A 12,065-nucleotide genomic window follows, 5' to 3' on the forward strand; every position below is an offset into this window, starting at 1 on the left:
AGCAGCTCGGCGTTGAGCTCGACGCGCGGTCCAACGTGGCTCGCGACCACGCGTTCATGACGTCGGTGCCAGGGGTCTTCGTGGCGGGCGACGCCGGTCGTGGGCAGTCGCTGATCGTCTGGGCGATCGCCGAGGGTCGGGCCGCGGCCAACGGTGTCGACGCCTACCTCACGGGGTCGAGCCAGCTGCCTCGACCCATCGACCCCACCGACCGGCCGCTCGTCGTCTGACGCTTTCGTGACGGCCGGATGTCCTACGGGTGGACGGCTGCTCACGGGTGCGGAGGGGTGGGCGACACGAGCGGGACCGGTGTGACCCACCACACGTCGAGGCATAAGATCGGCGTATGCGTCGCGCCAAGATCGTCTGCACCCTCGGCCCAGCCACCTCCTCGCCGGAGCAGATCCGGGCTCTGGTCGACGCGGGGATGGACATCGCCCGGCTCAACCTCTCGCACGGCGAGTACAGCGTCCACGAGGACATCTACCGCTCGGTCCGCAAGGCCAGCGACGAGACCGGCCGGGCCGTCGGCATCCTCGTCGACCTCCAGGGTCCGAAGATCCGCACCGGACGGTTCGCCGACGGCCCGATCACGCTCGCCAAGGGTGACCGCTTCACCATCACCGTCCTCGACGTGCCGGGCGACCAGGATCGGGTGAGCACGACCTACAAGGGCATGCCCGGGGACGTTCGGCCCGGCGACATGCTCCTGATCGACGACGGCAAGGTCTCGCTGCGCGCCGTGGAGGTGACCGCGACCGACATCGTCACCGAGGCCGTCGAGGGCGGCGTCATCTCCAACAACAAGGGCATCAACCTGCCCGGCGTCGCGGTCAACGTCCCCGCCCTGTCCGAGAAGGACAAGGCGGACCTGCGCTGGGGCCTCAACCTGCGGGCCGACATGATCGCGCTCTCGTTCGTGCGGTCGGCCAAGGACCTCGAGGACGTCCACGCGATCATGGACGAGGTCGGTGTGCGGCTGCCGGTCATCGCCAAGGTGGAGAAGCCCCAGGCGGTCGACAACCTCGTGGAGATCATCGAGGCCTTCGACGGCGTCATGGTCGCGCGCGGCGACCTCGGTGTCGAGCTCCCGCTCGAGGAGGTGCCTATCGTCCAGAAGCGTGCGGTGGAGATCGCGCGGCAGTACGCGAAGCCGGTCATCGTCGCGACCCAGGTGCTGGAGTCGATGATCGAGAACTCCCGCCCGACCCGGGCCGAGGCGAGCGACTGCGCCAACGCCGTCCTCGACGGCGCCGACGCGATCATGCTGTCCGGCGAGACCAGCGTCGGCGCGTGGCCGATCGAGGCCGTCCAGACGATGGCCCGGATCATCGAGAGCACCGAGGACCACGGGCTCGAGCGCATCCACGCCCTCGGCACCAAACCGCACACGACCGGCGGCGCCGTGACCTGGGCCGCCGCCGAGATCGGCGAGCTGCTCGGGGTCAAGTATCTCGTGACGTTCACGCAGTCGGGGGACTCCGCCCTGCGGATGGCACGGATCCGGTCCAAGCTGCCGATGCTCGCCTTCACCCCGTTGCAGGACACCCGGTCGCAGCTCGCCCTGGTGTGGGGGATCGAGACGTTCCTGGTGCCGATGGCGCGGCACACCGACCAGATGGCGCTCGAGGTCGACAACTCCCTGCTCGCCTCAGGCAAGTGCGTCGAGGGCGACGTGGTGATCATCGTCGCCGGCTCGCCGCCCGGCATACCGGGCTCGACCAACGCGCTGCGGGTGCACCGGATCGGCGACGCCAAGAACAAGGTGGCCCCGGCCTACGAGGACCTCGCCCTCGGCTGACCTGGCGTGTCAGCAGGCGGAGCAGGGGACAGCCGGGTGACGGGTCTGTCGGCCGGTCGCCGGTATGCTGGACCGGCCCTCCTGCCGGGATGGTGGAATGGCAGACACGGAGCTCTCAAAATGCTCTGGCCGCAAGGCCGTGCGGGTTCGAGTCCCGCTCTCGGCACCACGATGAGCAGTCGAACGGACGGACCGGACGCCGGTGGATCCCCGGGTGGTCCGGCCGCTCCCGGTGGCGCCGGGATGCCGCTCGACTCCGAGTTGGGGCGGTTGACTCCCCGTGCGCGGGGAGCCGAGTACCTCGACTCCGAGTCGAGCGGTCGCGTTGACCGAGTCGAGTGGCTCGACGCCGAGTCGAGCGGCCAGTGCCTAGGGTGGGAACGTGCGCACCTCAGTCGTCTTCGAGACGCACTCGATCACCGAGGACAACGAGGCCGGCGTCGCGACCGGGTGGTTGCCCGGACATCTGTCCCCCCGCGGCCGCGAGCTGGTGGCCTTCGAGGGCGCGGGCATCCCGATCCTCCAGGACTGGCGGTTGCGGGAGTGAGACGACGGCGAGCTCGACGGCAGTGGTCGCGAGATGGTCCACGGAAGCCGTCTCGCGCGTCTGGACACCCCCTACCCCGGTCGTGAGAGCGGGAGCGAGGCCGTGGCCCGGGTCGCCGGACCCCTGCGCGACCTCCTGACCCGCTAGGACGGGAAGAGGGTGCTGATCGTCGGACATGTTGCTACGAGGTGCTGGGACCACCACCTCGAGGGGCTGCCGTTGGCGACCCTCGCGGAGGAGCAGTTCGCGTGGCAACCCGGGTGGGAGTACACGCTGGCGTGAGGGCTGCCGCCGCGTCCGCGCCGCAACAAGGGGACGCTTCCCGGGGGACGGTTCTGGCGCCGACCGCCCTTTTATCGGGTGACGCGATAAAGGGACGGCGGTCGATTCGACAAGAGGACGCTTCCCGGGGGAACGGTTCTCGCGTGGACCGTCCCTTTATCGGGTGACCCGATAAAGGGACGGGGCGCATACCGGAGCAAGCGGGGCGCGGCGAGGGATCGGGCGTCAGTCGCCGAGTCCGGCGGCCATGGGGTCGCGGACGTCCACGATCGCGCTGCGCTTCTCGCGGGTGATCATCGCCCGGCAGACGCCGATGAGCAGCAGGTTGATCAGGACCGTGAGGTAGCCACCGAACTGGTCGGCGAGCAGCCGGAAGAACTGGACGACGAGCAGCTGCAGCGCCAGCGCGACGGCGAACGACTTCAGTGCGCTCAGCCGCGCGCCCTTCCGCCAGCGCCGGACGGCGACGCTGCCGACGACCGCGGCGGCGAGGCCGGACACGGCGTAGAGGAGGTTGCGGATCGAGAAGTCGCGGACCAGCTGGTCGGCGGGGCCGTAGAGGGACAGGACGAGGAAGACGACGAAGAGGATGGCGGCGCGGCGCTGGAGGACGGCCGACCCCATCACCGACAGGAGACCCGCGCGGACCCGGTTGTAGGCCCGCGCGACGATGGTCTGGTCGGAGGGCTCGATCTGCAGCGAGCCGAGCAGCTCCAGGAGCGGGTCGCGCAGCGGCTCCGACGCCGAGGCGGCCCGCAGCAGGGCCTCGGCCCGCTCGCGCTCGTGCTTGTCCAGCTCATGGGCGGCGGACTCCTTGAGCATCTCGACGCCGTTCACCACGAGCTCGCGGTCGGAGAGGGGCCGGCGCTCGATGACCCAGACGACGGCGAGGTAGATCGCGACGAAGGTCATGTAGATGATCGCCGCGACGGGCTGGAAGAAGTAGTCGTTGTTGCCGGTGACGAACTTGCCGACCTCGTCGATGAACAGTCCGAAGCCGATCCCGCCGATGACGGTCGCCACGCTGCGCGAGCGGCGGCCGAGGAACAGCATGAAGATCAGCAGGGCGATCATCATGCCGAGCCCACCGAAGAGGACGTGTGCGATGTGCAGCCCCCCGGCGCTGCCGATCTGGGGGTAGCCGCTCAGCGCGAGGAAGCCCCGGGTGACGGCGATCGACAGGACCGCGGCCACGACGAACAGCTCGAAGTGCTCAGCACCCTCCGCGTCCCGTGCCGGCCGGTAACGGCGGACGGCGGCCCGGGTCCGGTCGAGCTCGCGCGCCAGGTCACCCTGCCCGCCCGGGGTGCTGACGTCACCCGGATCACTCGTCCCCGCCATCTCGTCATGGTGGCACACCTATAGTCTGGCGACATGACAGAGCAGCCCCCGCCCGGCGACCCGGCCACCGCTCCGGCCACCGTTCCGGCCCCTATCGGCGAAGCCCGGCTCCGCATCGTCGTGGCCGAGGACGAGGCCCTCATCCGCCTCGACCTCGCCGAGATGCTGGGGGAGTCCGGCTACGACGTCGTCGGCCAGGCGAGCGACGGTGAGCAGGCCGTGGCCCTGACCCGGGAGCACCGTCCCGACCTGGTCATCATGGACGTCAAGATGCCCGTCCTCGACGGGATCAGCGCTGCCGAGGAGATCGGCAAGGACCACATCGCGCCCGTCATCATGCTGACGGCGTTCAGCCAGCGCGAGCTGGTCGAACGGGCCCGCGATGCCGGGGTGATGGCCTACATCGTCAAGCCCTTCACCCAGGCCGACCTCGCGCCCGCCATCGACATCGCGCGCTCGCGGTGGACCGAGCTCAAGGCGCTCGAGAGCGAGATCGCCGACCTCGGTGAGCGGCTCGAGACGCGCAAGGCCGTCGACCGCGCCAAGGGCATCCTGATGCAGCAGCTGAAGCTCTCGGAGGCGGAGGCGTTCCGGTGGATCCAGAAGACGGCGATGGACCGTCGGCTGGGGATGCGCGAGGTCGCCGAGGCGGTCGTCGCCGGCATGCCCAAGAAGTAGTCCGCCACCCCGGGGCACCGGACGGCCGAAAGTTTCCCGGGTCCCTTCCCGAGACGGGCCGCGAGGTCCTAGAGTCGAAGCATTCCCGGAGGTCCACCGGGGAGGGTCGTTGTCGGGGGACGGCACCCAGAGTCGTCAACGCCACACAAGGAGGCGGTTCGTGTCTCGTCCCCAGGTCTACGTTCGTCGTGTCGATTCCGTGCTCGAGCCGCAGTTCATCGAGCTGTGGGTAGCGAACCGGGTGGAGGCGGGCAGCAGTCCCGACGCGACACAGCGGATCGCCGCGGACGGCACCCTCTCGAACTGCCTGGCCCGCCCCGAGGTGACGGCGTTCCTCGCCCTCGTCGACGGTGCTGCCGTGGGCTACCTCATCCTCTCGGACACGACCTCGGGCGTCTTCGTCGACGCCCCCTGTGTCGCCATCGACCAGCTCTTCGTGCTGGGGGACTGGCGTCGCCACGGGGTCGCCCGGCAGCTGCTCGGCGCAGCTGCGACGCACGCCGACCGCGTGGGCGCCGACCAGATCGCCAGCAACGTCCCCTCCCAGGTGCGTGACGCCAACCGGTTCTTCGCCCGGCTCGGGTTCACCCCGACCGTCGTGCGGCGGGTGACGACGCCGACCGCCCTGCACCGCAAGCTGGCCGGCGCGGGCGAGCCCCGCTACTCCCTCGAGTCGCTGGAGCAGGTCCTGCACCGTCGTCGGACCGCTCGTGGTCGGGCCGTGCGTGCCGTGCGTCAGGCCGCCCCCGGCGTCCGGGGCGCCTGAGAGCTGGGCCCGTCCGGTCGACCGGCTCCGGTGCCCGTCGGTGGTGTCGGTGCCGTGGCCTAGGGTGACAACGTGAGTCGCCTCCTCCTGCTCGACGGACACTCGCTGGCCTATCGCGCGTTCTACGCGCTGCCGGCAGAGAACTTCTCCACCAAGACGGGGCAGAACACCAACGCCGTCTTCGGGTTCACCTCGATGCTCATCAACATGCTGCGCGACGAGGAGCCGACCCACCTCGCGGTGGCGTTCGACCTGTCCCGCCAGACCTTCCGGCTGGAGGAGTATGCCGAGTACAAGGCCGGGCGGTCCGCGACCCCGACCGAGTTCTCCGGTCAGATCCCGCTGATGCACGAGGTCCTCGACGCGTTGAAGATCCGTTACGTCGAGGCGCCGGGCTACGAGGCCGACGACATCATCGCCACCCTGACCACGCAGGCCGAGGCCGAGGGCATGGAGGTCCTCATCTGCTCGGGTGATCGCGACGCCTTCCAGCTGGTCACCCCCAAGGTCACCCTGCTCTACCCCGTGCGCGGGGTCTCGGAGGTCGCCCGGATGACCCCGGCCGCCATCGAGGAGAAATATGGCGTCCCCCCGTGGCGCTACAGCGACCTCGCCGCGCTCGTCGGCGAGACCTCCGACAACCTGCCCGGCGTGCCAGGCGTCGGCCCGAAGACCGCCGCCAAGTGGATCGTGCAGTATGCCGACCTGCCGGGCATCGTCGCCAACGTCGACAAGATCACGGGCAAGGCCGGCGAGTCCCTGCGCGAGCACCTGGACGACGTGCTGCGCAACCGCCGGCTCAACCAGCTCGTCCGTGACGTGCCGCTCGGGCTCACGGTCGACGAGCTCGAGCGCCAGGCGTGGGACCGGGAGGAGGTCCACACGGTCTTCGACGGCCTGGAGTTCCGGGTGCTGCGCGAACGGCTGTTCGCGACCCTCGAGTCCATCACGGTCGAGGCCGAGTCGGGCTTCGACGTCGACGGCGACGTGCTGACCTCTCCGGACGTGGCGGGGTGGCTGGCGGCTCACAGTCCGGTCGGGCAGCGCCTCGGGGTCGCCGTCGTCGGGCAGTGGGCCCGCGGCACCGGCGACGTGCGCGCCCTCGCGCTCGCGTCGGCGGACGGGCACGCGGCCTACCTCGACGTCACCGAGCTCGACGAGCCGGCCGAGCAGGCGCTGGCCGCTTGGCTGGCCGACGTCGACCGACCCAAGGCCATCCACGACGCCAAGGGCCCGTTGCAGGCGCTGGCCGCGCGGGGGTGGACCCTCGGGGGACTCACGAGCGACACGGCTCTCGCGGCGTACCTCGTCAAGCCCGACCAACGCACCTACGACCTCGGCGACCTGGCCCTGCGGATGCTGCGACGGGAGCTGAAGAACGACACCGACCAGCACGGCCAGGGGATGCTGGCCTTCGACGGCGAGCAGGACTCCGCCGCGCGGGCGGCCGGCGAGGCGATGGTCGTGGCCCGGGCCGTCCTCGAGCTGGCCGACGCGCTCGACACCGAGCTCGCGGCGCGTGGCGGCAGCGGCCTGCTGCGCGACGTCGAGCTGCCCCTCGTCGACGTCCTGGCCCGGATGGAGCGGGCCGGCATCGCGGTCGACGTCGACGCCCTCGAGTCCCTGGACGCCGACTTCGCGGCGCAGGTGAGCAACGCCCAGCAGGCGGCGTGGGACGCGATCGGCGACGAGAGCGTCAACCTCGGCTCGCCCAAGCAGCTGCAGGAGGTGCTCTTCGAGCGGCTCAAGCTACCGAAGACGAAGCGCACCAAGACCGGCTACACGACCGACGCCGACGCGCTCAACGAGCTGGGCCGCAAGGTCGACCACCCGTTCCTGATGGGGGTGCTCGCCTTCCGCGACGCGGCCCGGCTCAAGGTCACCGTCGAGGGACTGCTCAAGTCGGTCGCCGACGACCAGCGGATCCATACGACCTACATCCAGACCATCGCCGCCACGGGCCGCCTCAGCTCCACCGACCCCAACCTGCAGAACGTCCCGATCCGCACCGAGGAGGGTCGCCGGATCCGTGGGATGTTCGTGGTCGGCCACGAGTTCGAGTCGCTGATGTCGGTGGACTACAGCCAGATCGAGATGCGGGTCATGGCCCACCTGTCGGGCGACGCCGGTCTTATCGAGGCCTTCCGCACGGGTGAGGACCTCCACAGCTTCGTGGGGGCTCGGGTCTTCTCGGTCGGCATCGACGAGGTCACCCCGGCGATGCGCTCGAAGATCAAGGCGATGTCCTACGGCCTCGCCTACGGCCTGTCCGCCTTCGGGCTGTCGAAGCAGCTGGCCATCGGCACCGGCGAGGCCAAGGAGCTGATGGACGAGTACTTCGAGCGGTTCGGCGGGGTGCGCGACTACCTGCGCGAGCTGGTCGTCGAGGCGCGCAGCACCGGCTACACCGCGACGATGCTGGGGCGTCGCAGGTATCTGCCCGACCTCGTCTCCGACAACCGTCAGCGCCGCGAGATGGCCGAGCGGATGGCGCTCAACGCGCCGATCCAGGGGTCGGCGGCCGACATCATGAAGGTCGCGATGCTCGGGGTCGACCGGGGTCTCACGGCCGCGGGAGCCACGTCGCGGATGCTGCTGCAGGTGCACGACGAGCTGGTCCTCGAGATCGCCGCGGGGGAGCGCGACGACGTCGAGAAGCTCGTCCGCCACGAGATGGGCCACGCCGCCCCGATGGACGTCCCCCTCGACGTCAGCGTCGGTGTCGGCCGCTCCTGGCACGACGCCGCGCACTGACCCTCCGCCCACCTGGAGGGAGGGTCGTGCCGGAGCTGATCGAGCCCACCACCGACCGCCTGCTGCTGCGCCCGTGGCGGGCGGCTGACCGTGAGCCCTTCGCTGCGCTCAACTCCGACCCCGAGGTCATGGAGCACTTCCCGGCCCTGCTGACCCGCGAGGCGTCCGACGCGATGGTCGACCGGTGCATCGCCGCGATGGCCGAGCAGGGTTGGGGGCTATGGGCGCTCGAGGTCCGAGCCTCCGGACGGTTCGTCGGTTTCGTTGGGCTTTCCGTCCCGTCCTTCGAGGCCCCGTTCACGCCGTGCGTCGAGATCGGCTGGCGGCTGGCCCGGGCGGCCTGGGGTCAGGGGTATGCCGTGGAGGCTGCTCGCGCGGTGCTCGACGCGGCATACGGGCCAGGAGGGCTCGACGAGGTGGTGTCGTTCACGGCGCAGGGCAACACCCGCAGCCGGCGGGTGATGGAACGGATCGGGATGAGTCGCGACCCGGCCGACGACTTCGACCATCCTCGGCTGCCGCCCGGGCACCGACTCAGCCGGCACGTGCTCTACCGGCTGGGTCGGTCGACCCGGCTGTCGTCTGCGCGCTGATCGTCGCCCTAGCCCTGGCCGGGCTACCCGGGCTGACTCAGGAGCGGTGTCGCGGGCGGCGGCGGATCAGCACCCCGACCCCGAGGAACACGATCGCCCAGACGAGCAGGACCGCCGACGTGTCACCGGTGCCGGGCAGCCGCCCGGAGGTGCTGCCGCTGCCTTCGATCGTGCTGGTCGTGCTGGTCGTGCCGGTCGTGCCGGTCGTGCCGGTCGTGCCACCGAGGGGGTTGGGGTTGTCGACGCTGATGCCGCCGACGTCGACGCACGTGATCGTGAACGCGACGCTCGCCGAGGCCACCCCCGAGCGGACCGTGGCCGTCTGGGGGCCGCAGGCGAGGTCGGTCGGCGGGGTGTAGGTCCACTCACCGTCGACGACAGGTGCTTCGGCGAAGATGCCGCCGACCTCGACCGTGACCGGGTCGGTGGAGCCGCGCACGGTCCCGGAGATGGTGGGCGTCTGAGTGGGGACCTTCTCGCCCGGTTTCGGGGTGACGATGACGATGACGGGGACGGTGGCTATCGTGAACGTGCTCCTGGCCATGGCGATCCCGCCCACGGCGTCGACGGCGGTCACCGTGACGACGTGCTGGCCGAGGGTCAGCGGCGTGGGCGCCGCCTGGCTCCAGGAGCCGTCCGGTCCGGTGAGGACGGTGATCGGGGCCCCGCCGTCGATGACCAGGGTGATGGGGCCCGAGAGGGTCGACGAGGTGCCGGAGATGGTCGGCGTCAGGCTGCCCGTCGTCGACCCGTTCGCCGGGCTGACGATCGTCACCGCGGCGGCGGCCACCACGGTGAAGTGGGAGACGTCGGTGGCGGTGTTGCCTGCTCGATCGGTGGCGACGGCGGTCAGGACGTGTGCCCCGAGGGCGAAGGGGGGCTGGCCAGTGAAGATCCAGTTGCCCGCGGTGTCGGTCGGCACGGTGTAGCGGCCGGAGGCGGCCACCGGGGCACGAGACATCCCCAGCGCGGCGACGGTTCCCCGGACGAGGGTCTGCGAGGGTTCGTCGACCGACAGGACGATGCTGCCGCTGAAGACGTTGGACGTCCCCCGGATCTCGGGGTTCGGGTCACTGGTGATCGTGCCGTCGACAGGCGACGTGATCTTGACGAGGGGCGCGACCGTGTCGACGGTGAAGGTCGAGGTCGCGGTGGTCGAGTTGCCGAAGGCGTCCACCGCGGTCGCCGTGACCGTGTGGTTGCCGTCCGACAGCGGTGTCGCCGGGGTGAGGGTCCAGGACCCGTCGGCCGTGGTGGTCGCCGTCGCCGGCGGCCCGCCGTCGATGACGACCGTGATCGGCATACCGGTGGGGAGGTCGCTCGTGCCCACGATGGGGGGCTGCGGGTTGTTGGTGGCACTCCCGTCGGCGGGGCTGGTGATGGCGAGGGCTGGCCCGATCGCGTCGACCGTGAAGGTGCTCGTCGCAACGGCCGTGTTGCCTGCGGCATCCGTCGCGGTGGCCGCGGCGCTGTGCGGGCCGTTGCGCAGGGGTGTGGGGGGCTGGAAGCTCCAGGCGCCCGTCGCGGAGGTGGGGACGGTCACCGCCGGTGCGCCGTCGAGGACGAGACTGATCGTCCCCGAGGTGATCGAGCTGGTGCCGGCGATCGAGGTCGACGGCGCGACCGTCGTCCCGGTCGCGGGGACGGTGATCGCCACGCTCGGCGCGACGGTGACGACAGTGAAGGTCGAGGTCGCCGTCGCGGTGTTGCCCGCGGTGTCTGCGGCCGTCGCCGTGGCGGTGTGTGGTCCGTCCATCAGCGCTGTGGTCGTCGTGAGGGTCCAGTCGCCGGTCGGCGAGGTGGTGACGGGAACCGTTGCACCACCGTCGATCTGGACACCGATCACACCGGACACGACCGAGCTGGTCCCGGTGATGGTGGGCGTGGTGTCGTTCGTGGACGACCCGTTGGCCGGAGACGTGATGGCGACCGCGGGCGCGAGGGTGTCGACGGTGAAGCTGGACGCGGCCGTCCCGACGTTGCCGGCGGCGTCCGTGGCCGTGGCGGTGACGACGTGGGGGCCATCCGTGAGCGGGGCGGCCTGGGTGAGGGTCCAGCCACCGCTCGGGCTCGTGGTGACCAGCACGGGGGCGCCGCTGTCCACGGTGACCGTGATGGTGCCGGAGAGGATGTCGCTGGTGCCGGTGTAGGTCGGGCTCGGGTTGTTGATGCTCGAGCCGTCGACCGGGGCGGTGATGGTGATGACCGGCGCGGTGGCGTCCACGGTGAAGGTCGAGGTCGCGGTGGTGGCGTTGCCCGCGGCGTCGGTCGCGGTGGCCGTGACGGTGTGGGGGCCGTCGACCAGTGGCGTGGCCTGAGGCAGGCTCAAGCTGCCGGTCGCGGTGGTGGTGACCGGGACCGGGGTGCCGCCGTCGACCGCGACCTGGATGGTGCCGGAGAGGATGTCGCTGGCGCCGGTGTAGGTCGGGCTCGGGTTGTTCGTGAGAGACCCGTTCGCCGGGGTGGTGATGGTGATGACCGGGGCGACGGTGTCGATGGTGAAGGTCGAGGTGGCGGTGGTGGTGTTGCCGGCCGCGTCGGTCGCGGTCGCCGTGACCGTGTGCGGTCCGTCGACCAGTGGCGTGGCCTGAGGCAGGCTCCAGGTGCCGGTCGCGGTGGTGGTGACCGGGACCGGGGTGCCGCCGTCGACCGCGACCTGGATGGTGCCGGAGAGGATGTCGCTGGTGCCGGTGTAGGTCGGGGTGACGTTGTTCGTGCTGGAGCCGTTGGCCGGCGTCGTGATGGCGACGACGGGGGCGACGGTGTCGACGGTGAACCGCGAGGTGGCGGTGGTGCCGTTGCCGGCCAAGTCGGTCGCGGTGGCGGTGACGAGGTGGGGTCCGTCGATGAGCGGGGTGGTGGGGCTGAGGGTCCAGGCGCCGGTCGCGGTGGTGGGCACCGGGACCGGTGTGCCGCCGTCGACGGCGACCTGGATGGTGCCGGAGTGGATGTCGCTGGTGCCGGTATAGGTCGGTGTCGTGTTGTTCGTGCTCGAGCCGTTGGCAGGGGTGGTGATGGTGATGACGGGGGCGATGGTGTCGACGGTGAACCGTGAGGTGGCGGTGGTCGAGTTGCCGGCGGCGTCGCTGCCGGTGGCGGTGACGAGGTGGGGTCCGTCGACCAAGGGAGTGGCTTGGGTGAGGGTCCAGGCGCCGGTCGCGGAAGTGGTGACCGAGACGGGGGTGCCGCCGTCGACGGCGACCTGGATGGTGCCGGAGAGGATGTCGCTGGTGCCGGCATACGTCGGGGTGGTGTTATTGGTCGAGGAGCCGTTCGCTGGGGTCGTGATGGCGATGACCGGGG

General features: G+C 70.8%; 9 protein-coding genes, 1 tRNA gene and 1 pseudogene. 9 read left to right on the forward strand and 2 right to left on the reverse strand.

All coding sequences use genetic code 11. From position 1 onward, the window contains the following. The 5 genes and pseudogenes from gltD to Q0R63_RS14555 all read left to right on the forward strand — a co-directional run. A pseudogene (gene gltD, locus Q0R63_RS14535) lies at positions 1 to 230 on the forward strand (glutamate synthase); the annotation flags it as partial. Positions 231 to 346: 116 nt separating this feature from the next. After that, positions 347 to 1,801: a pyruvate kinase gene (gene pyk / locus Q0R63_RS14540; RefSeq protein WP_295698680.1), complete on the forward strand. Its 1,455-nt coding sequence runs from the start codon at positions 347 to 349 to the stop codon at positions 1,799 to 1,801. 83 nt (positions 1,802 to 1,884) lie between these two features. Next, positions 1,885 to 1,970: transfer RNA gene (locus Q0R63_RS14545), tRNA-Leu, on the forward strand. A gap of 213 nt (positions 1,971 to 2,183) precedes the next feature. Continuing rightward, positions 2,184 to 2,348, forward strand: a complete 165-nt coding sequence (locus Q0R63_RS14550; protein WP_295698682.1) for a hypothetical protein — start codon at positions 2,184 to 2,186, stop codon at positions 2,346 to 2,348. Between the two features lie 159 nt (positions 2,349 to 2,507). After that, positions 2,508 to 2,630, forward strand: a complete 123-nt coding sequence (locus Q0R63_RS14555) for a hypothetical protein (protein ID WP_295698684.1) — start codon at positions 2,508 to 2,510, stop codon at positions 2,628 to 2,630. Between the two features lie 225 nt (positions 2,631 to 2,855). Here Q0R63_RS14555 and Q0R63_RS14560 read toward each other — a convergent pair whose 3' ends face one another. Then, a complete protein-coding gene (locus Q0R63_RS14560; RefSeq protein ID WP_295698687.1) occupies positions 2,856 to 3,971 on the reverse strand; it encodes a hypothetical protein in 1,116 nt (371 codons plus the stop codon). A gap of 33 nt (positions 3,972 to 4,004) precedes the next feature. Here Q0R63_RS14560 and Q0R63_RS14565 point away from each other — a divergent pair, with 33 nt between their 5' ends. The 4 genes from Q0R63_RS14565 to Q0R63_RS14580 all read left to right on the forward strand — a co-directional run bounded on the left by Q0R63_RS14565 (position 4,005) and on the right by Q0R63_RS14580 (position 8,762). Further along, complete coding sequence (locus tag Q0R63_RS14565; protein ID WP_295698689.1) at positions 4,005 to 4,649, forward strand: response regulator; 645 nt, start codon at positions 4,005 to 4,007, stop codon at positions 4,647 to 4,649. 160 nt (positions 4,650 to 4,809) lie between these two features. Continuing rightward, entirely contained in the window at positions 4,810 to 5,415 is a 606-nt protein-coding gene (locus tag Q0R63_RS14570; protein WP_295698691.1) for a GNAT family N-acetyltransferase, read from the forward strand. Positions 5,416 to 5,487: 72 nt separating this feature from the next. Beyond that, the gene (gene polA, locus Q0R63_RS14575; protein WP_295698693.1) at positions 5,488 to 8,169 is read left to right on the forward strand and encodes a DNA polymerase I; all 2,682 of its coding nucleotides are present in this window, start codon (positions 5,488 to 5,490) and stop codon (positions 8,167 to 8,169) included. A gap of 26 nt (positions 8,170 to 8,195) precedes the next feature. Next, positions 8,196 to 8,762 (forward strand): GNAT family N-acetyltransferase, encoded by a 567-nt coding sequence (locus Q0R63_RS14580; RefSeq protein ID WP_295698695.1) that lies wholly within the window; start codon positions 8,196 to 8,198, stop codon positions 8,760 to 8,762. A 37-nt stretch (positions 8,763 to 8,799) separates the two neighbouring features. Here Q0R63_RS14580 and Q0R63_RS14585 read toward each other — a convergent pair. Then, the coding region (locus tag Q0R63_RS14585; RefSeq protein ID WP_295698697.1) for an Ig-like domain-containing protein at positions 8,800 to 12,065 on the reverse strand (3,266 nt) is incomplete at its 5' end.

The sequence above is a fragment of the Lapillicoccus sp. genome, assembly GCF_025353065.1.
Taxonomy (GTDB): Bacteria; Actinomycetota; Actinomycetes; order Actinomycetales; family Dermatophilaceae; genus Lapillicoccus.